Source organism: Pontibaca salina, assembly GCF_016307205.1.
GTDB lineage: Bacteria > Pseudomonadota > Alphaproteobacteria > Rhodobacterales > Rhodobacteraceae > Pontibaca > Pontibaca salina.
Genome location: NZ_JAEIJD010000001.1, coordinates 455,219 through 480,161, shown reverse-complemented (window position 1 = coordinate 480,161; position 24,943 = coordinate 455,219). Strand labels below are relative to the sequence as shown.

Annotated in this window: 23 protein-coding genes; 11 read left to right on the top strand and 12 right to left on the bottom strand. The window is 60.0% G+C overall.

Annotated features, from left to right (window positions below; translation table 11 throughout):
• Nucleotides 1-228 precede the first annotated feature (228 nt).
• A complete protein-coding gene (locus JAO82_RS02430) occupies nucleotides 229-393 on the top strand; it encodes a YdcH family protein (protein ID WP_198684731.1) in 165 nt (54 codons plus the stop codon).
• Between the two features lie 259 nt (nucleotides 394-652).
• Here JAO82_RS02430 and phbB read toward each other — a convergent pair whose 3' ends face one another.
• On the bottom strand, nucleotides 653-1,375 hold the full coding sequence (gene phbB / locus JAO82_RS02425; protein WP_198684730.1) for an acetoacetyl-CoA reductase: 723 nt from the start codon (nucleotides 1,373-1,375) through the stop codon (nucleotides 653-655).
• 145 nt (nucleotides 1,376-1,520) lie between these two features.
• The gene (locus JAO82_RS02420; protein ID WP_198684729.1) at nucleotides 1,521-2,696 is read right to left on the bottom strand and encodes an acetyl-CoA C-acetyltransferase; all 1,176 of its coding nucleotides are present in this window, start codon (nucleotides 2,694-2,696) and stop codon (nucleotides 1,521-1,523) included.
• A gap of 232 nt (nucleotides 2,697-2,928) precedes the next feature.
• On the opposite strand from JAO82_RS02420, the gene JAO82_RS02415 reads away from it, so the two are divergent.
• Nucleotides 2,929-3,486 (top strand): DNA-3-methyladenine glycosylase I, encoded by a 558-nt coding sequence (locus JAO82_RS02415; protein ID WP_198684728.1) that lies wholly within the window; start codon nucleotides 2,929-2,931, stop codon nucleotides 3,484-3,486.
• On the opposite strand, the gene JAO82_RS02410 is transcribed toward JAO82_RS02415, so the two are convergent.
• Nucleotides 3,483-3,707 (bottom strand): DUF3955 domain-containing protein, encoded by a 225-nt coding sequence (locus JAO82_RS02410; protein ID WP_198684727.1) that lies wholly within the window; start codon nucleotides 3,705-3,707, stop codon nucleotides 3,483-3,485. The two genes, JAO82_RS02415 and JAO82_RS02410, sit on opposite strands and share 4 nt — an antisense overlap.
• Nucleotides 3,708-3,983: 276 nt before the next feature.
• A complete protein-coding gene (locus JAO82_RS02405; protein ID WP_198684726.1) occupies nucleotides 3,984-4,550 on the bottom strand; it encodes a TlpA family protein disulfide reductase in 567 nt (188 codons plus the stop codon).
• 21 nt (nucleotides 4,551-4,571) lie between these two features.
• Here JAO82_RS02405 and argH point away from each other — a divergent pair, with 21 nt between their 5' ends.
• The 5 genes from argH to JAO82_RS02380 are packed head-to-tail and all read left to right on the top strand — an operon-like array spanning nucleotide 4,572 to nucleotide 10,330.
• Nucleotides 4,572-5,963 carry an argininosuccinate lyase gene (gene argH / locus JAO82_RS02400; RefSeq protein WP_198684725.1) on the top strand — a complete coding sequence of 464 codons (1,392 nt, stop codon included), beginning with the start codon at nucleotides 4,572-4,574 and terminating at the stop codon, nucleotides 5,961-5,963.
• A gap of 54 nt (nucleotides 5,964-6,017) precedes the next feature.
• The gene (locus tag JAO82_RS02395) at nucleotides 6,018-6,197 is read left to right on the top strand and encodes a hypothetical protein (RefSeq protein WP_198684724.1); all 180 of its coding nucleotides are present in this window, start codon (nucleotides 6,018-6,020) and stop codon (nucleotides 6,195-6,197) included.
• On the top strand, nucleotides 6,197-6,514 hold the full coding sequence (locus JAO82_RS02390; protein ID WP_198684723.1) for a DUF2834 domain-containing protein: 318 nt from the start codon (nucleotides 6,197-6,199) through the stop codon (nucleotides 6,512-6,514). Before JAO82_RS02395 ends, JAO82_RS02390 begins: the two co-directional genes overlap by 1 nt.
• Nucleotides 6,515-6,560: 46 nt before the next feature.
• Entirely contained in the window at nucleotides 6,561-7,826 is a 1,266-nt protein-coding gene (gene lysA, locus JAO82_RS02385) for a diaminopimelate decarboxylase (RefSeq protein ID WP_198684722.1), read from the top strand.
• A gap of 35 nt (nucleotides 7,827-7,861) precedes the next feature.
• Nucleotides 7,862-10,330: a TIGR02302 family protein gene (locus tag JAO82_RS02380; RefSeq protein WP_198684721.1), complete on the top strand. Its 2,469-nt coding sequence runs from the start codon at nucleotides 7,862-7,864 to the stop codon at nucleotides 10,328-10,330.
• A gap of 26 nt (nucleotides 10,331-10,356) precedes the next feature.
• Here JAO82_RS02380 and JAO82_RS02375 read toward each other — a convergent pair whose 3' ends face one another.
• On the bottom strand, nucleotides 10,357-11,052 hold the full coding sequence (locus JAO82_RS02375) for a zinc-ribbon domain-containing protein (protein ID WP_198684720.1): 696 nt from the start codon (nucleotides 11,050-11,052) through the stop codon (nucleotides 10,357-10,359).
• A 167-nt stretch (nucleotides 11,053-11,219) separates the two neighbouring features.
• On the opposite strand from JAO82_RS02375, the gene JAO82_RS02370 reads away from it, so the two are divergent.
• Genes JAO82_RS02370 through JAO82_RS02360 form a run of 3 tightly spaced genes read left to right on the top strand, consistent with a single transcriptional unit; the run spans nucleotide 11,220 to nucleotide 13,527 of the window.
• Entirely contained in the window at nucleotides 11,220-11,897 is a 678-nt protein-coding gene (locus tag JAO82_RS02370; protein ID WP_198684719.1) for a cell division ATP-binding protein FtsE, read from the top strand.
• Nucleotides 11,894-12,793: a cell division protein FtsX gene (locus JAO82_RS02365; RefSeq protein ID WP_198684718.1), complete on the top strand. Its 900-nt coding sequence runs from the start codon at nucleotides 11,894-11,896 to the stop codon at nucleotides 12,791-12,793. Before JAO82_RS02370 ends, JAO82_RS02365 begins: the two co-directional genes overlap by 4 nt.
• Nucleotides 12,793-13,527 carry a lysophospholipid acyltransferase family protein gene (locus JAO82_RS02360; RefSeq protein WP_198684717.1) on the top strand — a complete coding sequence of 245 codons (735 nt, stop codon included), beginning with the start codon at nucleotides 12,793-12,795 and terminating at the stop codon, nucleotides 13,525-13,527. Before JAO82_RS02365 ends, JAO82_RS02360 begins: the two co-directional genes overlap by 1 nt.
• Nucleotides 13,528-13,554: 27 nt before the next feature.
• Here JAO82_RS02360 and lpdA read toward each other — a convergent pair whose 3' ends face one another.
• The 6 genes from lpdA to sucC form a co-directional block, all read right to left on the bottom strand.
• Complete coding sequence (lpdA, locus tag JAO82_RS02355) at nucleotides 13,555-14,943, bottom strand: dihydrolipoyl dehydrogenase (RefSeq protein ID WP_198684716.1); 1,389 nt, start codon at nucleotides 14,941-14,943, stop codon at nucleotides 13,555-13,557.
• 93 nt (nucleotides 14,944-15,036) lie between these two features.
• Nucleotides 15,037-15,432 (bottom strand): MAPEG family protein, encoded by a 396-nt coding sequence (locus JAO82_RS02350; RefSeq protein ID WP_198684715.1) that lies wholly within the window; start codon nucleotides 15,430-15,432, stop codon nucleotides 15,037-15,039.
• A 191-nt stretch (nucleotides 15,433-15,623) separates the two neighbouring features.
• On the bottom strand, nucleotides 15,624-17,171 hold the full coding sequence (gene odhB / locus JAO82_RS02345; protein WP_198684714.1) for a 2-oxoglutarate dehydrogenase complex dihydrolipoyllysine-residue succinyltransferase: 1,548 nt from the start codon (nucleotides 17,169-17,171) through the stop codon (nucleotides 15,624-15,626).
• A gap of 1 nt (nucleotide 17,172) precedes the next feature.
• On the bottom strand, nucleotides 17,173-20,136 hold the full coding sequence (locus JAO82_RS02340) for a 2-oxoglutarate dehydrogenase E1 component (protein WP_198684713.1): 2,964 nt from the start codon (nucleotides 20,134-20,136) through the stop codon (nucleotides 17,173-17,175).
• Nucleotides 20,137-20,277: 141 nt separating this feature from the next.
• Nucleotides 20,278-21,159 (bottom strand): succinate--CoA ligase subunit alpha, encoded by an 882-nt coding sequence (gene sucD / locus JAO82_RS02335; RefSeq protein WP_198684712.1) that lies wholly within the window; start codon nucleotides 21,157-21,159, stop codon nucleotides 20,278-20,280.
• Between the two features lie 74 nt (nucleotides 21,160-21,233).
• Nucleotides 21,234-22,427 carry an ADP-forming succinate--CoA ligase subunit beta gene (sucC, locus tag JAO82_RS02330; protein WP_198684711.1) on the bottom strand — a complete coding sequence of 398 codons (1,194 nt, stop codon included), beginning with the start codon at nucleotides 22,425-22,427 and terminating at the stop codon, nucleotides 21,234-21,236.
• A 287-nt stretch (nucleotides 22,428-22,714) separates the two neighbouring features.
• Between sucC and JAO82_RS02325 the strand changes: the two genes are divergently transcribed.
• Nucleotides 22,715-23,728 carry a coiled-coil domain-containing protein gene (locus JAO82_RS02325; protein ID WP_198684710.1) on the top strand — a complete coding sequence of 338 codons (1,014 nt, stop codon included), beginning with the start codon at nucleotides 22,715-22,717 and terminating at the stop codon, nucleotides 23,726-23,728.
• A gap of 74 nt (nucleotides 23,729-23,802) precedes the next feature.
• Here JAO82_RS02325 and mdh read toward each other — a convergent pair whose 3' ends face one another.
• The gene (gene mdh / locus JAO82_RS02320) at nucleotides 23,803-24,765 is read right to left on the bottom strand and encodes a malate dehydrogenase (protein WP_198684709.1); all 963 of its coding nucleotides are present in this window, start codon (nucleotides 24,763-24,765) and stop codon (nucleotides 23,803-23,805) included.
• Between the last annotated feature and the right edge of the window lie 178 nt (nucleotides 24,766-24,943).

The following is a 24,943-nucleotide window of genomic DNA, read 5'->3' as shown; positions in this document are numbered from 1 at the left end:
ATTTGCTTGCGGTGGGCGATCTGATCAAAGCCCGATGTTTGGGCGGTCAGCTGCGCCTGTTGCCGCGATTAAAGGGGTGTCGTGCGTGCGCTCGCCCTGTTGCAAGTACCGCATCGGCAGAACCCCGCCACATTTAACGCTGTTAACCAGGTAGCGATTCAACTGACGTGACAGACTCAGACGAATATGCTCAACTATTTACGCAACTTGTTCAGAAGGAGGACTGCCATGAGCTTGAGCTCGCACCTGACGGAACTGAAAAGGAAGCACCAGACACTGAGTAGTGAAGTCGAGCAGGCCCAGCGATCGCCCGGTGTGGACGGCCTGCATGTGGCGGAGATGAAGAAACAAAAGTTGAAGCTGAAGGAAGAGATCAAGCGCCTTTCATCCTGACAGCGACAGGTTCTGCACGCGGCGCGCGATGCGTCGGGAGTGTTTAGAACTGTGGTGATTGCCCGCGGTCACTTAGCGCGGGCAGTCGCGGTTAAGTATCAGAAAAAGCCTAAATCGCGGTGCCGCGTAAAGCCGGATACCGAAAAGCCAAACGTGATCGTGTTTTATGCCGGTGTACCGGGACACAGGAATGGCCGATCCGATATGGGACCGGCCATTTTTGCTGAGTTATTCGCTTGCACAGATCCTCGGGCAAATATCAGGCGAAGAATTGTGCGCCATTCGCCGAGATTGTTGAACCGTTGATGAAACCCGCATCATCAGAGGCCAGAAACACCACGCAGCGGGCAATTTCCTCGGGCTCACCCAAACGGCCGGCAGGGATTTGCCCAATGATGCTTTCGCGTACCTTTTCCGGTACCGCCATGACCATCTCGGTGGCAATGTAACCGGGGCAGATTGCGTTGGCAGTGATGCCTGCGCGCGCGCCTTCCTGCGCCAGCGATTTCACGATCCCCAGATCGCCCGCTTTGGTCGCGGCATAGTTAACCTGCGCGAATTGGCCTTTTTGTCCGTTGATCGAACTGATCACGATGACACGGCCGAACTTGCGCTCGCGCATGCCGGGCCAAATCGGATGAATGGTGTTGAACACGCCCGTCAGGTTGGTATCGATTACCTCGTTCCACTGCTCGGGGGTCATCCGATGGAACGGCGCGTCACGGGTGATTCCCGCATTCGCCACGACCACTTCGATCGGGCCGAGTTCGGATTCGACCTTTGCGATGCCCGCCTTGCTTTCGTTATAGTCCGCCACATTCCATTTATAGGTCTTGATGCCGGTTTCTTCACTGAACTTGCTGGCGGCCTCGTCATTGCCTGCATAGGTCGCGGCGACGGTATAGCCGTCGTCCTTCAGCGCCTTGGAAATCGCGGCGCCGATACCCCGGCTGCCGCCGGTGACGAGTGCAATTCTTGCCATTTGTCTCTCCTGTCAGATTGCGTGTCGGAAATGATGTTATCGGGACGATCGTGCACCCGCAACAATGTTGCGCAGCCTATTTTCGCCGATTGTCCCAAGGCAGAGAAAAAAGGCGCCAGCTGGCGCCTTTTCGGTGTTTCGGGGGTCAGGGGCGTTCGACGCACATGGCGACACCCATGCCGCCACCGATACACAGCGTCGCCAGACCGCGTTTGGCGTTGCGGCGCTTCATTTCGAACACGAGGGTGTTCAGGATGCGCGCGCCCGATGCGCCGATTGGGTGGCCAATGGCGATGGCCCCGCCGTTCACGTTCACGACGGTGGGATCCCAGCCCATATCTTTATTGACGGCGCAGGCTTGCGCGGCAAAGGCCTCGTTGGCCTCGACCAGATCCAGATCTTCGGGCTTCCATCCGGCCTTTTCCAGCGCTTTACGGCTGGCGCCGATAGGGCCGACGCCCATGATCGACGGGTCAAGGCCGACGGTTGCATAGGACACGATGCGCGCCAGCGGTTCGATCCCGCGTTTTTCAGCGTTGTCCGCGCTCATCAGCAGTACAGCGGCAGCACCGTCGTTCAGCCCTGAGGCATTGGCCGCGGTCACCGTGCCGTCCTTGGTGAAGGCCGGGCGCAGCTTCTGCATTGTTTCGATGCTGGCACCGTGGCGGATATATTCGTCCGTCTCCATCACCGTCTCGCCTTTGCGGGTCTTGATGGAGAAAGGAATGATCTCGTCTTTGAACTTGCCTTCTTTCTGCGCAGCTTCGGCCTTGTTCTGGCTCGCGACAGCGAACTCGTCCTGTTGTTCGCGGCTGATTTGCCATTTTTCGGCAACATTCTCGGCGGTGTTACCCATGTGATAGCCATTGAAGGCATCCCACAGCCCGTCACGGATCATTGTGTCGACATATTTCATGTCGCCCATCTTGTGCCCTTGGCGCAGATTCGCGGCATGGGCCGACATCGACATGTTTTCCTGTCCGCCGGCGGCAATGATCTCGGCATCTCCCAACTGGATATGCTGCGCCCCCAAAGCCACCGAGCGCAGACCCGACCCGCAGACCTGATTGATAAGCCAAGCGGCGCTTTCTTGCGGCAGACCGGCATTGATATGGGCCTGACGCGCGGGGTTCTGGCCTTGTGCGGCGGTCAGAACCTGACCCAGAATGGTTTCGCTGACTTCGGATTTATCGACACCGGCCCGCGCGACGACCGCTTCCAGCACGGCGGCGCCCAGATCATGCGCCGGAGTGTTGGCGAAGCTGCCGATAAAACTGCCGACCCCAGTACGGGCCGCTGATGCGATAACTACATTTGTCATGGATGATTCCTTTGGCGGGTAAGTAAGAAAGTTGCGCGCTTTGCTATCGAATCCTTCGAATCTTGCCCTCCCGGCTTACTGGATTGTCTCAGGGTCAGCAACAGCGACTGTATCGGCTGCTGCAGATAGTGACTGCGCATACAATCTCTGCAATGGCAGGATAGGGTGCATTAGCGATTCGTTGCTAGGGCAGTTTGGCGCCCGCATTGCCTGATCACGTGGAAGGTGCGCGATGGAACGGTGTGGCTGGGCCGGGCCCGAACAGCTCTATATAGATTATCACGATACCGAATGGGGCGTGCCCGAGCGCGATAGTCGCGCGCTATGGGAAATGCTTGTGCTGGAAAGCTTTCAGGCCGGGCTGAGCTGGATCACGATTCTGAGAAAACGCGAGAATTTCCGGGCGGCCTTTGCCGGGTTCAATCCGCAAATCATCGCGACATGGGGCGAGCGCGAGGTGCAGCGATTGCTCGAGAACCCGGGAATCATCCGCCATCGGGGCAAGATCGAAGCCGCAATCCGAAACGCCAGAGCCTGGCAGGAAATCGAACGGACACAGGGTTTTCAAAGGTTTCTATGGCGTTATGTCGAAGGACATCCGGTGCAAAACGCGTGGACGAGTTCGGCAGAAATTCCGGCCTTTACGCCGCTTTCGATACAGATATCAAAAGATTTGAAAAAGGCCGGCTTTGGGTTTTGCGGACCGACGACTGTCTACGCGTTCATGCAAGCGGTGGGCATGGTGAACGACCACATTGTCACCTGCCCGCGCCATAGTGAGCTGGCTTAAGGCGTGTAAGGCTGCACCAGACGCGCTAGGGCCCCGCGCAAAAGGGTGATGACGATGCCGCCCAAGCCCGCGCAGAGAAACAGATATCCCAAGGGTATCAGATAAAAAGGTTCGCGCAGATAGCCCTGAGCATCGACCGTGGTGCTGATCGATGCATAGGCTGATGCACAGCCCATGCCCATCATCGTGACAATGGAAAAAGTTAGCAGTTTCCGATACATACGTCCCTCATTCCGACGGCGCGGAGCGTTGTTTTTGTAGTTTGTTGCAGGGATATCCGCATTTTCGCTGCTGCGATCAACCGAAATCGCAACCGGGCCGCCGATTGGCAGAAGATTGCCGAGCGTAGAGGGAAGTAGAGGGGGCGGTTCTGTTGAGTTTGGCCTGTTCAGCTTTGGCAGGGCGTGCCATCGGCCGTGCTGGCCCCGCCGGTTGACCGTGCCAGAACGTCGCGCCGCTCAGGCAGGATCAGACCATCAGCGCTACAGGTGAGGGTGTCAGTTGGTGTCTTGATTGATCAGATGCGCGATGATTGCCCGGGCGCTCTCCGAATGCCAGTCTGCATCGCCTTGCAGGCGGGCGATTTCCTTTCCTGCGGGGTTCAGGATGACGGTGATTGGCAGGCCCAGAACGCCCATGTCGCGTGACACGGCCTGCCTGGGGTCTTGATGACGCGGCAGATTGTCGACATCGATTTCATCCAGAAACTTCTTGATCCCGGTTGGTGAGTTCGGCCCACTGGCCAGCGTCAGTACCTCGAATGAGTCACCGCCAAATTCGCTTTGCAGCGCCGAAAGATGCGGCATTTCCTTGCGGCAGGGCGCGCACCATGTCGCCCAGAAGTTCAGCACCACCCATTTGCCCTGCCAATCCGCTAGTGTCGCGGTGCCTGCGCCATCGGCCAAGTCGAAGGGCAGGTCGGAAACCGGCTGTGCTGTGCTGTGGATATTCAGCTTTCTCATATCGCCTTCGCGCAGCGCCTCAAGCGAGGCGGAATCAGCCAGTGCGGTATTTGCACCGACCGCAAGGGCCATATAAAGGATCAGGAAACGAAACAGACGCATATCATTCTCCGGGTGCAGAACATGGCAAACAAGACCTCGAACCAAATGTGGGGCGGCCGTTTCGCCGCCGGACCTGACGCGATCATGGAGGCGATCAACGCCTCGATCGGTTATGATCAGCGGATGGCGGCGCAGGATATCGCAGGCTCAAGGGCCCATGCGGCGATGCTGGCCGCGACAGGCGTTATCAACGATAGCGATGCCGAGGCGATCAGGGAAGGGCTGCTCACGGTTTTGTCGGAAATCGAGAGCGGTACGTTCCAGTTCTCGACCGCGCTGGAAGATATCCACATGAATGTCGAGGCGCGGCTGAAAGAGCTCATCGGCGAGCCGGCAGGGCGTCTGCACACGGCCCGGTCGCGCAATGATCAGGTGGCGACCGATTTCAAACTGTGGGTGCGCGACCAGCTAGACGCCACCGAAGCGGGCCTGCTGGCGCTGATTCGCGCCTTGCTGGGACAGGCCGAGGCCGGGGCCGATTGGGTGATGCCGGGGTTCACGCATCTACAAACCGCACAACCGGTGACATGGGGCCACCATATGATGGCCTATGTCGAGATGTTCGGGCGGGACCTGTCGCGGGTGCGCGATGCGCGCACGCGGATGAATGAATGTCCCTTGGGTGCCGCCGCGCTGGCGGGCACATCGTTTCCGATCGACCGCGATATGACGGCTCGCGCGCTGGGTTTCGACCGGCCTGCCGCCAATAGTCTGGATGCGGTCAGCGATCGCGATTTCGCGCTGGAGTTTCTGTCGGTCGCGTCGATTTGCGCCATGCACCTGTCGCGCATGGCCGAGGAATTGGTGATCTGGTCCAGCGCGCAGTTTCGATTCGTCACCCTGTCGGATCGTTTTTCGACCGGGTCCAGCATCATGCCGCAGAAGAAGAATCCCGATGCGGCCGAACTGATCCGTGCCAAGGTGGGGCGGATCTTCGGTGCGAACACGGCGCTGATGATGGTGATGAAAGGGCTGCCACTGGCCTATTCCAAGGACATGCAAGAGGACAAGGAACAGGTTTTCGACGCCGCCGATTCGCTGATGCTGGCGCTGGCGGCGATGGAGGGCATGGTGCGCGACATGACCGCCAATCGCGAAGCGCTGGCGGCCGCTGCTGGCAGCGGCTTTTCGACAGCGACTGATTTGGCCGATTGGCTGGTGCGGGTGTTGAACCTGCCGTTTCGGGATGCCCACCACGTCACAGGCGCACTTGTCGCGCTGGCGGAAAAGAAAAACTGCGACCTGCCCGACTTGACGCTTGCGGACATGCAGACGGTTCATGCGGCGATCACACCCGATGTTTTCGACGTGCTGGGCGTGGAAAACTCGGTCAATTCGCGGGTATCCTATGGCGGTACGGCACCGACACAGGTGCGTGCACAAATCGCGGCCTGGCAAGAGCGGCTGGGTTGAATTGCGCTGACAGCGCGGCAGTTCGGCGCTAGCGTCGGTTCAGGAGGGCTGAACATGAAATCAAGCATAGGGCTCCTGTTCGCAGCATTGTTGCTGGCAAGTTGCGGCGTTGACGGCGATCCGGTTCGACCGACGATGAGCGCCGGACTTGGCGTTTCGGCGGGGGGCGGAGTGCATGCGCGTGGAAATGTCGGAATGCATCAGGGTCCGGTATCGCTTTATGTCGGCTTGTGATGTCCGGATTGCGCAAGATTTACTTGGCGCTTGCGGTTTTGGGGGCGGTGCATTCGCTGTACTGGTTCGGTCGCTGGGCGCTTGAAGGCGGATTTGATGTTTCTCATCTGGCCAATCCTTTGCGCGTCGGTGCAGCAAATGGTGGCCTGGCCTGGGAACTGGCGTTGGCCGTTGTTACCCTAACGGTCTGGGTTTTAGCGGAAATTGCCGTGCGGCGTAACTGGATTGCGCTAATCGCCATTCCGGCGACCCTGGTGATGGGAATCGGGTGCGGCCTGCCGCTTTATCTGTTTTTGCGCACGCGGCCGGTGCACTGAGCGGAAACCATTTGATCCTGAGCGCGGTTTCTCCTAATTCCGCCCTATGGATCATTTTCTCTATCGCAACGGCGCATTGTACGCCGAGGACGTACCGGTCGCCGAAATCGCGGCGCAAGTCGGCACGCCGTTTTATTTATACTCCACCGCGACCCTGCTGCGCCATTATCACCTGTTCAACGAGGCGCTGAGCGGCATGGACCATCTGGTCTGCTATGCGATGAAAGCGGCTGGAAATATGGCAATCCTGAAAACGCTGGCTGATGTCGGCGCAGGAATGGATGTGGTGAGTCAGGGCGAATATCTTCGCGCCCGTGCCGCCGGAGTGCCGGGGGAGCGCATCGTATTTTCTGGCGTTGGCAAGACCGCCGAGGAAATGCGCGTTGCCTTGCAGGGCGGGATCCTTCAGTTCAACATCGAATCCGAGCCCGAGATGGAGACGCTTAACGCCGTCGCGCTGGAGCTGGGCGTGGTTGCGCCGATCACTGTCCGGGTAAACCCCGACGTTGATGCGAAAACCCATGCCAAGATTTCGACCGGCAAGTCGGAAAACAAGTTCGGCATTCCGATCTCGCGTGCTTCCGCGGTCTACGCCCATGCGGCGCGGCTGCCGGGGCTAGAGGTGGTTGGCATCGACATGCATATCGGCAGCCAGTTGACCGATCTCGCCCCGTTCGAGCAGGCCTATACCAAACTGGCCGCTCTGACCGAGACATTGCGCGCCGAAGGGCACGATATCAGGCGGTTGGATCTGGGCGGCGGGCTGGGTATCCCCTATGAGCGCTCAAACGAAGCGCCGCCGCTGCCAGTGGAATATGGCGAGATGGTCAAGCGTGTGCTGGGCCATCTTGGTTGCGAAATCCAGATCGAGCCAGGGCGGCTGATTGCCGGCAATGCCGGAATCATGGTCAGCAAGGTGATTTACCTGAAATCCGGCGAAGGTCGTGATTTCCTGATCGTGGATGGTGCAATGAATGACCTGATCCGGCCCGCGATGTATGATGCCTATCATGAAATCGTCCCGGTGATCGAACCTGCGCCGGGCACACCACAGCAACCTTATGATGTCGTTGGTCCGGTTTGCGAAAGCGGCGACACCTTTGCGCGTCAACGCAATTTGCCGGTTCTGAAGGCGGACGATCTGATCGCCTTTCGCAGTGCCGGCGCCTATGGCGCGGTGATGGCCAGCGAATATAACGCCCGCCCGTTGATCCCCGAGGTTCTGGTCAAGGGCGATCAGTTCGCGGTAATTCGCCGACGGCCGACCTTTGACGAAATGATGAATCGCGATACTATCCCGGAGTGGCTGTAACGCAATCGCGCGCTGCGGCCTGACGGAGAGTCTCGATGGCCAACCCCACGCGTTCAGACCCGGTGCTGCGCAAGCTTGCGCAGCCGCTGGCGCTGACGCGCGCCGGCCTGCTGGCCGAGCAGGCCTTGCGGGCATTCTGGCCATTGATGACCGTGGCGATGGCAGCGCTGGCCGCGCTTATGCTGGGGCTGCAGGACCATCTGCCCATCGAATTGGTCTGGGGCGGTTTCGTCATCGGGGTGCTGGGGCTGATCGTGACCTTTGCCCTTGGCATCCGGCGCTTCCAGTGGCCCACCCGTACGGATGCACTGGCACGGCTGGATGCAACCCTCCCCGGACGGCCGATCGCCGCAATTCTCGACAGGCAGGCAATTGGCGCAGGCGATGCGGACTCGGTTGCTCTTTGGCAGGCGCATCAGGCCCGTATGGCGCAACGGGCAGCGGGGGCCCGGCCTGCGCGGCCTGACCTGCGGCTGGCTCCACGCGATCCCTATGCCTTGCGCTATGTGGCGCTGCTGGCGTTATTGGTGGCACTGTTGTTCGGGTCGGTCTGGCGTGTCGGAACCGTGGCCGGAATGGTGCCCGGTGGCGGCACCGGACTGGCCAGCGGTCCGACTTGGGAAGGGTGGATCGAACCGCCCCGCTATACCGGAAAGCCGACACTCTACCTAAGTGATCTGAATAAACCTGATTTGAGTGTGCCAGAAAGCAGCCGGATCATTCTGCGCTTCTATGGCGAAGTGGGGGCGCTGACGCTGGCCGAGACGGTTTCCGGCCGCACTGGCGAAGACGCAGCGATACCCTCGGCTGCCGACCCACAGCAGGAATTTACCGTCGAACGGGATGGTGAATTGCGCATCAGCGGCCCCGGCGGGCGCAAGTGGTCGATAGATGTGATCAAGGATATCCCGCCTGAGATTGCCGTCGCCGGTCCGGCCAGCGCCGAGGCCTCGGGAGAAATGACGCTGCCCTTTAGCGCCAGCGACGATTACGGCGTGACCGGCGGGCAGGCGGTGATCGCGCTGGATCTCGAAATGATCGACCGCCGCTTTGGGCTGATCCCGGACCCTGAGCCGCGCGAAAACATCACCGTACCCCTGCCCCTGCCGATCACCGGCGACCGGGCAGAGTTTGGTGAAACCCTGGTTGAGAATTTTTCGCAGCACCCGTGGGCCAATCTGCCAGTCACCATAACACTGACGGCGAATGATGCTGCAGGCCATGTCACGGCAACCGCGCCCTTTGCCACGCCATTGCCGGCGCGACGGTTCTTCGACCCGATGGCGGCGGCGGTGATCGAACAGCGCCGTGATCTGTTGTGGTCGCAGGCCAATGCGCCTCGAGTGGCACAGATCCTTCGCGCGGTGTCGCATCGACCCGAGGACATCTTTCGCTCACAAACCACCTATCTGCGACTGCGGGTGATCCTGCGGCGGCTGGAAACCTTCACCCATCACGGACTGGACAAGGCGCATCGCGACGAGATCGCTGCGGCGCTCTGGGATCTTGCAGTGCTGTTGGAAGAAGGCGATCTGGGGGATGCGCTGGAGCGGCTGCGCCGCGCGCAGGAACGGCTTAGCGAGGCGATGAAGAACGGGGCCTCGGATCAGGAGATTGCCGACCTGATGCAGGAACTGCGCGACGCCACACAGGACTATCTGCGCCAATTGGCGCAGCAGCAACCGCAGGAGGGCGACGAACAGCAGAACGCTGAAAACTCGATCCAGATGGGTCAAGATGATCTGCAACGCATGATGGACCGGATTCAGGAACTGATGGAGCAGGGCCGCATGGCCGAAGCCCAGCAGGCGTTGCAGGAATTGCAGCAGATGATGGACAATATGCGCGTCACGCAAGGGCAGGGCGGCCCGTCCGAGGGGCAGCAGGCGATGGAAGGGTTGGCCGAGACCCTGCGCGAACAGCAGGGTCTGTCCGATCAGGCATTCCGTGATCTGCAAGACCGGTTCGGCCCCAACGGCGCGCCGGGTCGGGATGGCCAGCAGGATCAGGAACAAACCTTGGCCGACCGGCAGCGGGCATTGCGCGATGAATTGGCCCGCCAGCAGGGTCAATTGCCAGCCCAAGGCAGCCCCGAAGGGGATGCAGCCGGCAGGGCGCTTGAGCGGGCCGGACGGGCAATGGACGACGCCGAAACTGCCTTGCGCGAGGATGACTATGCCGGTGCGATCGACCGGCAATCCGAAGCGATGGAAGCGCTGCGCGAAGGGATGCGAGATTTGGGTGAGGCACTGGCGCAGAACCGGCGGACTCAGCCCGGCGAGGGAGAAACCGGCGCCGGAAGTCGCCGCGCCGATGGGCGCGATCCGTTGGGTCGCGAGACCGGACAGCGCGGCTCGGTGGGAACGGATCAGGGCTTGTTACAGGGCGAGGACATCTATCGCCGCGCGCGTGAGTTGCTGGACGAAATCCGGCGTCGTTCCGGCGAGGGGGAGCGCTCGAAAACTGAGCGCGATTACCTGCAACGCCTGTTGGAGCGTTTCTGATCGTCAAATCCTCGCGATCAGCCATTTTATCGCGCTATGATTGCCACGACGATGGATTCCAGCCAGATTCTCGCTCCGGTGACCGTTTGCGAGTATGCGGCAAGTGCCGGTTCGGCCTGTGGCACCGTCTGCGCGATCCGTCCTGCATTCAAATAGATCAGTAGAAAAATCGCAGCCAGTAGCAGGGTCAGCGCAAAACCCAGTACGAACCTGCGGCGCCGCGGCGCATCCACCGGAGCAGCGGCGCGGCGACCGTGATCGACAGGGCTGGAAACGCGCAATGTGGAACTGATCTCTTCCAGATCGGGCAAAAGGTTGTGTTTGGGGTGGGGCTTCTTTGATTTGGTGGAGGTTCTGGAGCTGGGCGTTTCGCGGTCGCTTTTGCCCGACGTGGGACTGGCGGCGGCATCAAGACCCAGATCCGGTTGGCTTTCCAACCCGGCCTGAGCCTCTGAAATGCGTAGCCGGGTCTCATGCTCGGCCTCTTCTCGAAGGATCTCTGCGACCTCGGGGTCCAGGCGGCGGCGGGCGGGTTCGTTTGGTGCTTCCGGTGGGGGTGCATCACCCTGCCGTTGCGCGCTTGGTTCATCTTCGGGCTGATCAGGATGGCGCTGATACCATGTATTGCCGCAATTAGAGCATTGCACATCGCGTCCTGCGGGCGGGATCGCCGCGTCAGGAACCTCGTATTGGGCATCGCAATGGGGGCATGTCAGTCGCATCTACCGTATCCGTTCCCGTGTGTTCGCGGGCCTGTTTTGAGCTTACTTTATGCGTTTACGCGAAAAGGACAAAGAATCAATCAACGACAGATCTTCACCAAAGACCCGCGGGCATTGAAACTGTCCAAGCGCTGGGGCAAGAAGGCGCAATGTGACAGGGGGCGCGTTTGATCGAGCTTGAGAATGTCGGTTACAGCTATGGCGGGGGCGAATTGCTCAGCGATGTGTCGGTGCGTCTGTCGCCGGGGTCGTTCCATTTCCTGACCGGGCCTTCGGGGGCTGGGAAGACCACGCTGATGAAGCTGTGCTATGGCGCATTGCAGCCCACGACAGGGCGCGTGCGGGCCTTTGACGCCGACATGGCGGGGCTGGATCGCGACCAGATGGCACTGCTGCGTCGCCGTGTCGGGGTGGTGCACCAGGACTGCCGGTTTCTCGACCATTTGCCGCTGACCGATAACATTGCCCTGCCTTTGATCGTGTCGGGGCACGACAAGGAGCAACAGCGCCAGAACCTAGATGATCTGATGAATTGGGTCGGCCTGTCACAGCGTGCCGAGGCGCTGCCGCCGGAACTGTCGGGCGGCGAGCGCCAGCGCGCCGCGTTGGCCCGCGCGGTGATCCTGTCGCCGGATGTTGTGCTGGCCGACGAACCCACCGGCAATATCGATTGGGAAATGTCCCAGCGCTTGCTGCAACTGCTGATCGAGTTGAACAAAATGGGCAAGACCGTGTTGGTTGCGAGCCATGACCTCGCGCTGATCCGCGCCGCCAAAAGTCAGGTACAGGCCCGGGTTCTGAGGATCGCGAATCGTCAATTGCATCTGGCGGGGGCCGACCTGTGAGCCGGGGTACGATCCGTGCCTTCGTTCTGGGCGATGCGCAGGCCGACCGTATGGTGCCGCCCAACGGAATCACCGCGCGCCTGACGCTATTCGTCGCCGCAGCAATGGCATTTCTGGCGGTTTTTGCGCTGGCACTCTCGCTGGCCACAGGGCGGCTGGCTGACCGCTGGGCCGGAGAACTGGCGCACGCTGCCACTCTGCGGATCAGCGCCGCCCCAGATCAGCGCGCCGCCCAGACCGAGGCGGCTTTGGAAGTGCTGAACCAGACCGAGGGCGTTGCGAGCGCCCGCGCGCTGAGTGAGGCGGAACAGGCCGCGCTGCTGGCGCCATGGCTGGGGCCAGATCTGGCGCTGGAGGAGTTGCCGGTGCCGCAACTGGTCGAGGTGATCGCGGAGGATCCGCCTTATGACCTTGCGGGATTGCGCTTGCGCTTGTCCGCCGAAGTGCCGGGCGCGGTGCTGGACGACCACTCGCGCTGGCGGCGGCCGCTGGTCGACGCGGCCCTGTCGCTGCGGCGCCTGGGGTGGATCTCGCTTTTGCTGATTGTCGGCGCGACCGGAGCGATGATTACGCTGGCAGCCAACGCGGCGATGGCAGCCAATGCGCAGGTGATCGAGGTTCTGCGGCTTGTGGGCGCGACCGACGATTATATTGCGCAGGCTTTCATGCGCCGCTTTACCCTGCGTGCGCTGAGCGGTGCCGGGGTCGGTACAGTACTGGGCATCGGCGGCGTGATATTGCTGCCCGCGGCCTCGGATGAGGGCGGTTTTCTGACCGGGTTGGGGTTTCAAGGGGCGGGCTGGCTGCTGCCGCTGCTGATCCCAATGTTGGCGGCGGCGGTGGCGTTTCTTGCGACATTGCGCGCCACCCGCCGCTGTTTGGGGGCACTGAATTGATGAAACAGGGTTTGCGCTGGCTGGTGTCGCTGTTGTTCACCATACAAATCTATCTTGTGATGTTCGTGCTGGGCATGGTCTTTGCGCCTTGGGCGCTGGTATCGCGCGAAGGCGCATTTGCGGCCTGTAAGGCTTATTGCCGCTGGGTGTTCTTTTCGGCACGCTGGATGCTGGGTCTGCGCACAGAAGTGCGGGGCGAGGTGCCACAGGGCGAGGTGATGGTCGCCGCCAAACATCAGTCGTTTTTGGATATTCTGATAATTTTCCATGCGCTGCCGCGGCCCAAGTTCATCATGAAAAAGGAGCTCTTGCGCACGCCGATCATCGGGCTTTATGCCAAGCGGTTGGGCTGTGTTCCGGTCGATCGCGGCAAGCGCGGGGTGGCGATTGCCCGGATGGTCGAAGATGTGGCGCGCGAATTTCGCGATCCGGGCCAATTGGTTATTTATCCGCAAGGGACGCGGGTGCCGCCGGGAGAGCACAAACCCTATAAGGCAGGCAGCGCGGTGCTTTATGGCGAATTGAACCAGCCCTGTGTCCCGGCGGCGACCAATGTCGGTTTGTTCTGGCCCCGCCGGGGCGTGATGCGCAAGCCGGGGCTGGCGGTAGTCGAGTTCCTAGAGCCGATCCCACCTGGCCTTAAACGCGCCGAGTTCATGGCGCGGCTGGAACAAGGTATCGAGACGCGCAGCGATGCGCTGATGGAAGAGGCGCGGCAGGTCGCACGAAGCTAAAGCCATCCGCCGCGCGCTGCATGGAGTTCAGGCGTGGATCGCCCCGTCGCCGCAGGCCAGCGCCGCCTCGCGCACCGCTTCGGAATAGGTCGGATGCGCGTGACAGGTGAGGGCGAGATCCTCGGCGCTTGCGCCAAATTCCATCGCAACGCAAATCTCGTGAATCAACTCGCCCGCGCTGGGCCCGATGATATGCGCGCCAAGAATGCGGTCGGTTTTCTTGTCGGCGAGAATCTTGACGAATCCATCGGCGGCAAAGTTGGCCTTGGCCCGACCGTTGCCCATGAACGGGAACTTGCCGGTCTTGTAGGCGCGGCCTTCCTCTTTGAGCTGTTGCTCGGTCTGTCCGACCATAGCGACCTCGGGGTGGGTATAGATGACCGAGGGGATCACGCCGTAGTTCACATGGCCGTGCTTGCCGGCAAGTATAGCGGCGAGGGCCATGCCCTCGTCCTCGGCCTTGTGGGCCAGCATCGGGCCGGTGATGCAGTCGCCGATGGCGTGGATGCCCTCGACATTGGTCTGCCAGCGCGCGTCCACCGCGATCTCGCCGCGATCGGTCAGTTTGACCCCCAGCGCGTCAAGGCCCAGCCTGTCGGTGAAAGGTTTGCGCCCGGTGGCGACCAAAACGGTATCGGCCTCAATCTGGTGGTCGCTGTCATCCTTACGCAGCTGGTAGGTCACCTTGGCCTTGGTTTTGGTGGCGTCCACCTTTTGCACCGCCGCGCCCATGACGAAGGTCAGGCCCTGTCTCCTTAACAGGCGCTGAAAGGTCTTCTGCACCTCGCCGTCCATGCCGGGCGTGATTGTGTCCAGATATTCGATCACAGTCACTTCGGCACCGAGGCGCGAATAGACGCTGCCCAGTTCCAGCCCGATCACCCCCGCGCCAATCACCACAAGTTTCTTGGGCACCTTGCCCAGTTCCAGCGCGCCAGTCGAGGTGACGACGATTTTTTCATCGATCTCGACGCCGGGCAGGGTAGAGGAGTCCGAGCCGGAAGCGATGACGATATGGTTCGCCTCGTAGATTTCGTCGCCGACCTTGACCTTGCCCGGTTCCGGGATGCTGCCCCAGCCCTTGAGCCAGTCTATCTTGTTTTTCTTGAACAGGAATTCGATACCTTTGGTGTTCTGCGCGATGGTGTTGTCCTTATAGGCCAGCATCTGCTTCCAATCGACCGACGGGCTTTTGCCCTTGAGGCCCATGGCTGCGAAATTATGCTCGGCCTCGTGCAGCATATGGCTGGAATGCAGCAACGCCTTGGAGGGAATGCAGCCCACATTGAGGCAGGTGCCGCCCAGCGTTTCGCGGCCCTCGACACAAGCGGTTTTCAAACCCAGTTGCGCGCAACGGATGGCACAGACATAGCCGCCGGGGCCGGAACCGATGATGATGACGTCGTATTTTGCCATAATGCGTTATCCTTTATTTGAGCCAGGTCAGGGGGGCCAGCCCCCGCCGCGCTCTGCGCGACTCCCCCGGGATATTTCACTGCAAGTAGAAGTTCAGATGAGGGCGGAGAAATACATGAGCACCGTCGCCAAGAAGCCGACGCTCCAGATGATCGAGCGCGCCGGGGCGAGCCCCATGGCATAGGCGGGAACGTAGAGGACGCGGGCGGCCAGATAGGTCCACGCGCAGGCTGCGGTGAAACCAGTGGACTGCCCGGACAGGGTGACGACCACGCAGGCGATGGTGAACAGGATCAGCGCTTCGAAATGGTTGTTCAGGGCGCGCTGCAGCCGCCCGGTGCGAGCCGAAAGGCCGCGCGGAGGCGGGGTATCGCGCGGGGACATGGTATAGGCGGCGCCGAGTTCGAGATTGGCGGGAAGCGCAAAGAGTGCATATTGCACCACTTGCAGCAGCGCCACGAGGGTGAGGACGGTAAGTTCTGGGGTCATGTCTTCCCTGATTGGTTGGCGCAAAAACAGAACCGTGCGAATTGTGGCGGTTGCGCTTTCGAACCGCGACAATTGCAAGATAGCGGCAGAATATGGCCTGGTGCCAGGATCTGTTTGAAGAGCCAAGAAATCTGATGGTTTGTCTCCGTTTGTCAGGTTGCGCCGGGGCGGGGTTCATTCCCGCCGCCCCATCACAGATCCATCAACATCCGGCGCGGGTCTTCCAGCGCCTCTTTCACGCGGACGAGGAAGGTGACTGCGCCTTTGCCGTCGACGATGCGGTGGTCGTAGGACAGTGCCAGATACATCATCGGGCGGATCACCACTTCGCCGTTGATCGCCACTGGGCGATCCTGGATCTTGTGCATGCCCAAGATGCCCGATTGCGGTGGGTTCAGGATCGGCGAAGACATCAGCGAGCCGTAGACACCGCCATTCGAGATAGTGAAGGTGCCGCCTTGCAGATCGGCCATCGACAGTTTGCCGTTGCGGGCGCGGGCGCCTTTTTCGGCGATCGCCTTTTCAATGGCAGCAAAGGACATGGAATCTGCGTCGCGGATTACCGGAACCACCAGACCGGTGGGGGTGCCGGTGGCGATGCCCATATGCACAAAGTTCTTGTAGACCACATCGGTGCCGTCGATCTCGGCATTGACCTCGGGCACCTCTTTCAAGGCATGGCAGCACGCCTTGGTAAAGAACGACATGAAGCCGAGTTTGACGCCATGTTTCTTCTGGAACACGTCCTTGTATTGACTGCGCAATTCCATCACCGCGCTCATGTCGACCTCGTTATAGGTGGTCAGCATCGCAGCGGTGTTCTGGCTTTCCTTGAGGCGGCGCGCGATGGTCTGGCGCAGGCGGGTCATCTTGACCCGTTCTTCGCGCGCGGCGTCCTCTGCGGGAACCGGAGCGCGCGGGGCTGGCGGGGCTTCGGCGGAGGCGGGGGCCGGGGCGGGGGTTTTCTTAGCCTTAACGACGTCTTCTTTCATGGCGCGCCCGTCGCGCCCGGTGCCGGTGACCTGATCGCGGGAGATGCCGGCCTCGGCCATCGCCTTTTTCGCGGAGGGCGCGTCTTCGATATCGGTGCGGGCCGGCTGCGCCACCGTTTCCTTTGCCTGCGTGCTGTCTTCGACGCCCGGGCGCGGAGCAGGTTCGACCGCGCCATCGGCAGCGCCGCTGATGATCGCCAGTTTCCCCTTGGGCGCAATTGTTGTGCCTTCGGGGGCGATAATCTCACATAAAACGCCGCCGATGGGGGCGGGAACCTCGACGCTGATCTTGTCGGTTTCCAGCTCGCACAGGATCTCGTCCTGCGCCACGTCATCCCCGATTTTCTTGAACCAAGTGGCAACGGTGGCTTCGGTCACGCTTTCGCCCAGTGTCGGGACAGTCACGTTCATTTTGCCATTATCGCTGTCCTTGCGTGCGGATTTCGGTTCGGGTTTGGACGTGGCCTCGGTCTTGTCTTCAACTGCCGCGCTGTCAGTTTCACCCGCGCCCGCCTCGGATACGGTGGCAAGCAATGCATTGACGCCGACGGTCTGGCCCTCGGCTGCGACGATCTCGGCCAGTTTTCCGGCTGCGGGGCTGGGCACCTCGACGGTTACCTTGTCAGTTTCCAACTCACACAGCATTTCGTCAACCGCCACGGCGTCACCGGGCTTCTTGAACCAGGTGGCAATGGTGGCCTCGGTGACCGACTCTCCCAGGGTGGGCACACGGACTTCGGTGGTCATGTCAGTTATTTCCTTCGATGGTCAGCGCCTCGTCGACGAGGGCTTCTTGTTGCTGTTTGTGCTGGCTGGCCAGACCGGTTGCGGGCGAGGCGGATGTGGGCCGTCCGACATAGCGCGGGCGGTTGTAATTGGCGCCGATCCGGTTCAGCACCCATTCGATATTGGGCTCGATGAACGACCAGGCGCCTTGGTTCTTGGGCTCTTCCTGACACCAGATGATTTCGGCTTGCTTGAAACGATCAAGTTCCTTGACGAGGCTAAGTGCTGGGAACGGATAGAACTGTTCGACGCGCAGCAGATAGATATCGTCAATGCCACGAGCGTCGCGTTCTTCCAGCAGATCATAATAGACTTTGCCCGAACACATCACGACCCGGCGGATCTTGTCGTCTGCCAACAGCTTGGTATCCGAAAGCCCCTTTTCGGCATCATCCCACAATACGCGGTAAAAAGACGATCCGGTGATGAAGTTCTCGGCTCGGCTGACCGCTAGCCTATGACGCAGAAGCGATTTCGGGGTCATTAGCATCAATGGCTTGCGGAAATCACGGTGCAATTGGCGGCGCAGGATGTGGAAATAGTTGGCTGGAGTCGTGCAGTTCGCGACGATCCAATTGTCCTGACCACACATTTGCAGGAACCGCTCAAGACGGGCGCTTGAGTGCTCGGGGCCTTGGCCCTCATACCCGTGCGGTAGTAGGCAGACCAGCCCGGACATGCGCAGCCATTTGCTTTCGCCTGCCGAGATGAACTGATCGAACATGATTTGGCCGCCATTGGCGAAATCGCCGAACTGGGCCTCCCACATCACCAGTGCGTTGGGTTCGGCCAGCGAATAACCATATTCAAAACCCAGCACCGCATATTCCGAAAGCATCGAATCAATGACTTCGTAATGGGCCTGGCCGCTGCGAATGTTGTTCAGCGGATAGTGACGGTCTTCGGTATCCTGATCGACCAGCGCGGAATGGCGCTGGCTGAAAGTGCCCCGCGTGCTGTCCTGTCCGGCCAGCCGCACCGGATAACCTTCGGTCAGCAGGCTGCCAAAGGCCAGTGCTTCGGCTGTGGCCCAGTCAATGCCCCGACCGGTTTCGAACATGTCTTTTTTATGGTCCAGCAAGCGCGATACCGTGCGGTGGAGGGCAAACCCCTCGGGTGCGCGGGTCAACGCCTGGCCAATCTCGTCAAAAGTCTCGCGTTTGATGCAGGTTTCGCCGCGTTGGTATTCCTCACCCGCGAGTCGGTCGAGATGCGACCAGCGTCCGTCCAGCCAATCGGCCTTGTTGGGCTTATAGTTCTTCCCGGCCTCGAATTCGTCGTTCAGCTTGGCCTGAAACGCGGCCTTCATATCCTCGATCTCGCCCTCGGGAATTAGGCCGTCGGCGACCAGACGTTCGGTGTAAAGGCTAAGCGTGGTCTTGTGGCTTTTGATTTCCTTGTACATCGCCGGGTTGGTGAACATCGGCTCGTCGCCTTCGTTATGGCCAAAGCGCCGGTAACAGAAAATATCAAGCACCACGTCCTTGTTGAACTTCTGGCGAAACTCGGTCGCGACGCGCGCGGCATGGACCACCGCTTCGGGGTCGTCGCCGTTGACGTGAAAGATTGGCGCTTCGACCATCAGGGCGATGTCGGTTGGATAGGGGGAGGTCCGGCTGAAATGTGGCGCGGTGGTGAAGCCGATCTGGTTGTTCACCACGATATGCATGGTGCCACCGGTGCGGTGGCCGCGAATGCCGGAAAGCTGAAAACACTCGGCCACGACGCCCTGGCCGGCAAAGGCCGCATCGCCATGCAGGAGCACCGGCAGGACCGTGGTGCGCTCGGGGTCTTTGTTCTGGTCCTGTTTCGCGCGTGCCTTGCCCAGTACGACGGGGTTTACTGCTTCGAGATGGCTGGGATTGGCGGTCAATGACAGGTGCACCACATTGCCGTCAAATTCGCGATCGGACGATGCACCCAAATGATATTTGACATCGCCCGAACCATCGACGTCTTCGGGTTTAAAGCTGCCGCCCTGAAATTCGTTGAAGATTGCGCGGTAGGGTTTGCCCATCACATTGGCCAGCACTGACAGGCGGCCCCGATGCGGCATGCCGATCACGACGTCCTTGACCCCCAGCGCGCCGCCGCGTTTGATGATCTGCTCCATCGCCGGGATCAGGCTTTCGCCGCCGTCCAGCCCGAACCGCTTGGTCCCCATATATTTGACGTGGAGAAACTTTTCGAACCCTTCGGCTTCGACCATCTTGTTCAAGATCGCCTTGCGCCCCTCACGGGTGAACTGAATCTCCTTGCCAAAACCTTCGATGCGCTCTTTCAGCCAAGCGGATTCTTCGGGGTTGGAAATATGCATGAATTGCAGCGCGAATGTGCCGCAATAGGTGCGATGCACAATCTCGATAATTTGCCGTAGCGGCGCAATTTGAAGACCCAGTACATTATCGATAAAGATCGGTCGATCCATATCTGCATCGGTGAACCCATAGGTTTTTGGGTCAAGTTCGGGATGATGGGACTCGTCGCGCATATTCAGCGGGTCCAGATCGGCAATCAGATGCCCCCGCATGCGATAGGCCCGTATCAGCATCAGCGCGCGGACACTGTCCAGTACCGCCCGCTTCACCTTTTCTTCGGTCAGTTCGACCTGTGCTTCCTGGGCTTTGCCAGCAATCTTGGTCGCGGCTGCCCGAGCCTCTTGAGTTGGCCATTCACCGGTGAGCGCGGCGGTCAGATCGTCATCGGGCGAGGGCGGCCAGTCGCGCCGCGCCCAGGACGGGCCGGCGGCTTCGCGTTTGATGTCCTGATCCGAGTCACCCAATTCACGGAAAAACTCGGCCCATGCGGCGTCGACTGCCGCTGGATTGCCGGCATATTGCGCATAGAGCTGTTCCAGATATTCGGCGTTGTGACCTTGCATGAAGGACGAGGCACGAAACTGGTCGGTGGGAGACTGGTCGGTCATTGCGATACCTCAGAAGAGTTAAAGCCAGATAAGGCGGGGTGTGAAAAAGGTAGGTCGACGGCCCGGAGCCGACAACAGGTACCGATACGGCAAAGAGTAAGGCAGAGGCGCAGGATCGTGCGTGAAAAGAACTGTTGCATGTCAGCCGATCGCCTCCAGAACAGCTTCGCCCAAGGTTGCAGGGCTGTCTGCGACAATGATGCCGGCAGATTTCATGGCCTCGATTTTATCGTCTGCGCCGCCCTTGCCGCCGGTGACAACCGCTCCGGCATGGCCCATGCGCCGCCCCGCAGGTGCGGTGCGCCCGGCGATGAATCCGGCGGTGGGTTTCCAGCGGCCTTTCTTGCGTTCGTCTGCTAGAAACTGCGCGGCGTCCTCTTCCGCCGTGCCGCCGATTTCTCCGATCAACAGGATGCTTTCGGTTTCATCATCGCCCAGCAGCAATTCCAGAACATCGACATGCTCCATGCCCTTGATGGGGTCGCCGCCGATGCCCACGGCTGTGGATTGGCCCAATCCCACATTGGTAGTTTGCTTCACCGCTTCGTAGGTCAGAGTGCCCGAGCGCGACACAATGCCGACCGACCCACGCTGGAAGATCGAACCCGGCATGATGCCAATCTTGCAGGCACCCGGCACCATCACACCGGGGCAGTTCGGGCCGATCAGCCGTGACTTGCTGCCCTTCAGCGCGCCCTTGACCCGCATCATGTCGAGAACCGGAATGCCTTCGGTGATGCAGACGATCAGTTCGATTTCGGCGTCGATCGCTTCAAGGATACTGTCGGCGGCAAAGGGGGTTGGGACATAGATTACGGTGGCGTCGGCCTCGGTCGCTGCCTTGGCGTTGTGGACGGAATCGAAAATGGGCAGGTCCAGATGGGTCTGTCCGCCCTTGCCGGGGGTGACGCCGGCCACCATTTTCGTGCCATAGGCGATGGCCTGTTCGGTGTGAAATGTACCTTGGCTACCGGTCAGGCCCTGACAGATGACTTTGGTATGTTCACTGATGAGAACTGCCATTCGGCGAATCTCCGTTGGGGGACGGGGTTGGCCCCGTCATGTAGTTTCAAAGACCGGGACAGGCCCGCCCTGTTTCAACCTTGAATCGCTTTCACGATCTTCTGCGCGCCGTCCTTCAGATCAACGGCTGCAATCACATCCAGACCAGAATTGTTGATGATTTCCTTGCCTTTCGCATCATTGGTGCCTTCCAGTCGCACCACCAGCGGCACTTCCAGCCCGATTTCTTTCACCGCGTCGACAATGCCCTCAGCGATGATGTCGCAGCGCATGATGCCGCCGAAAATGTTGACCAGTATGCCTTTGACATTCGGGTCAGAGGTGATGATTTTGAACGCCGCCGTCACCTTTTCGGCAGTGGCTCCGCCGCCCACATCCAGAAAATTGGCGGGTTCGCCACCGTGGCGTTTAATGATGTCCATGGTCGCCATGGCCAGACCTGCACCATTGACCATACAGCCGATTTCGCCATCCAATGCGACATAGGTCAGATCGTGTCTGGCAGCTTCCTGCTCAGTGGAGTCTTCCTCGGTTTCGTCGCGCAAGTCGGCGATGTCGCTGTGGCGGTAAAGCGCGTTGTCGTCAAAGCTGATTTTGGCGTCGATTATCTGAAGACCGCCCGTATCGGTGACGATCAGCGGGTTGACTTCGAGCAGCTCCATGTCTTTTTCCACAAACGCCCGGTAAAGTAGCCCCATCAATGCGACGCAGCGCTTGATTTGCCGCCCCTCCAGCCCCAGCGCAAAGGCGATGCGGCGACCGTGGAAGGATTGGTACCCCGTTACCGGGTTGACGCTGAACGATAGAACCTTTTCGGGTGTACTGACCGCGATCTCTTCGATATCCATGCCGCCATTGGTTGAGCAGATGAACGAGATCCGGCTGGCCTGGCGATCCACCAGAAGCGCCAGATAGAATTCGTTCACGATGCGGCTGCCGTCCTCGATGTAAACACGGTTGACCTGCTTGCCCTTGGGGCCGGTCTGTTCGGTCACTAGGGTGCGGCCCAACATTTTGCGGGTTTCGGCAGCGGCCTCTTCGACAGACCTGGCCAGCCGCACACCGCCCCTTTCCCCGGCGTCCGCTTCCTTGAAATATCCCTTGCCGCGTCCGCCCGCGTGGATTTGCGCCTTGACCACCCAGAGCGGACCGCCAATTTCGCCGGCTGCGCTTTTGGCGTGTTCGGCCCGCAATACTACACGGCCATCCGGCACCGGCGCACCAAAGCTGCGTAGCAGAGCTTTGGCCTGATATTCGTGGATATTCATGCTGAAACTGCCCGCCCGACTGCGATTACGAAGCGGTATATGGGGTTAACCCGACCAAGTTAAATGAAAACTTGGTTAAAGCGGCGTTTCATGCCGAAATAACAGCATTTGTGATCACAGAATAAAATTGCGTGATCACAAAGGGCAGGCTTAAGAATCTTTCGGGATGTCATCGCGTTTGATAAAAGGGTGTAACGGACTGAGATCAAGGGAACCGGGCGGGTTTGGCTGCGTTCGAACCTAGGGGCTGGCGCTGCGCAAGCTGCTTTGCGAATAAAGGGGATAGAATGGCCGAAGTAACAAAGAAAGCCACCGGTGGAATGCTGGTTTTTGTCATAATCATTGCGGTCATCGGTTGGCTGTTGGCGGCCTATTTCGGAATCTCTAGAACCCGGCTCGAGACCAGCATGCAGGACCGCATCGCAGCAGTGCAAAGCGATCTGGAAGAGCATCGGACAGTTGCCGGCGATCTTGAACAGATGGAAGCGCGCAAGACGGAATTGCAGCCCGAGATTGATGATCTGACGACGCAGCGCGATTTTGTGCAAGAAGATTTGAAATCGCTGTCCGCCGAGGTGGAAAATCTGGAAGGACAACGTGACGCGCTGGACGAGCAGATCAGCGAGAACCAGAAAAAGATAGACAGCCTGACGGCTCAAGCGGCCCCCTTGCGTAAAGAGATCGAGGGGTTCGAAAGCCGCAGCGCCGAATTGACCGAACAGATCAGACAACAATCGGACGAATTGAAAGAGGTTGGCACCCGGTTGGAGGGGGCGCGCACCCGCGAAGCCGAACTACGCCAGACACTGGCATCCTTAACTGAAGATGCGGCAAGCCTTTCAGAAGAAACCGCCGAAGCGGAGGAGCGTCTGCAAAAGGCAGTCGAGCGGGATGCGCAGTTGAGCAATAAGGTTGCAGAGGCTGAAAAGACGACGGCGGAACTGGAAGCGCGTAAAGCATCGCTAGAGGAAAACGTCGCTTCCTTGGCTAAGCGCCAGACAGCGGTGGTTTCGGACCTGCGCGCGCTGGAGACGCAGCGTGACGAATTGCAAAAGATCGTGACCACGCTCAGTGAGAATCTGAAAGATCGCAGCGCTAAGCTGGCCGAGATTGAACAGAGAATCGGAGAAATGCAGCAGCAGAGGCCAGCACCGACGGGCGTGGGGTCTGAAAAAGACGCCGCCGCCAAGGAAGGGGTGAATGGCGCGACTAGTAAGGCGGAAGGTGAAAATGCCAGCGGCGATGACGGTCAGTCAGGCGGGAACGGTGCTGACAGCGATAGCGAGGCAAGCAGTCAGTAACATCGACCTGACCCCATAAATGAAAAAGGCACGCCAACCACGGCGTGCCTTCTGCGTTTGTTACCGCGCAACAATCATTGCAGCGAGGAATCGATGCCCTTGCAGGCGTCAAGCAGGCCTTGGACTGCATTGACCGAACCGTCGAACATCGCTTGTTCATCCTTGGTCATCTTGATGTCGATGATCCGCTCGACCCCGCCGGCCCCGATTACCGTTGGCACCCCGACATACATGCCATCGAGTCCCAGTGCGCCATCCACATAGGCGGCGCAGGGCAGAACCCTTTTCTGATCTTTCAGATAGGCTTCGGCCATTTCGATGGCGGATGTGGCGGGTGCATAAAAGGCGCTGCCGGTCTTCAGAAGCCCGACGATCTCGGCACCGCCATCGCGGGTGCGTTGTACGATCGCGTCCAGCTTCTCCTGCGTGGTCCAGCCCATCTTGATCAGGTCGGGCAGCGGAATGCCCGCGACGGTCGAGTAACGCACCAGAGGCACCATCGTATCGCCGTGGCCGCCAAGGACAAAGGCGCTGACATCGCGCATCGATACGCCAAATTCCAGGCTGAGGAAATGCCGGAAACGGGCGGAATCCAGCACGCCAGCCATGCCGCAGACCTTTTCGTGGGGCAGGCCAGAATATTCGCGCAACGCCCAGACCATCGCATCGAGCGGGTTGGTGATGCAGATCACGAAGGCATCGGGCGCATGGTCGCGGATACCCTCGCCGACGGATTTCATGACCTTGAGGTTGATACCCAGCAGGTCGTCGCGGCTCATTCCCGGCTTGCGCGGAACGCCTGCGGTGACGATGCAAACATCGGCCCCGGCGATGTCGCTATAGGATTGCGTGCCCTTCAGCGCCGCGTCGAAACCTTCGACCGGGCCGCTTTCCGCGATATCGAGCGCCTTGCCTTCGGGCGTGCCTTCGGCAATGTCGAACAAGACGACATCGCCCAGTTCTTTCATGGCGGCGAGGTGAGCAAGCGTGCCGCCGATCTGCCCTGCGCCAATAAGTGCGATCTTGGGTCTGGCCATTGGATATCTCTCCGATCCGATGATAATGTCTTGATGCGTAGAGTCTAAACGGACCGCATGCAAGTCTGTGCCGGTGAGATCGGTGCTAGAATTCGGGCCGGGACGCAATGGGGCTGGCGGCAGAAAACCGCTTTATCCAACTGTCCAGCCAACGCCGAGCGCCGTTCATTTGCCTTGC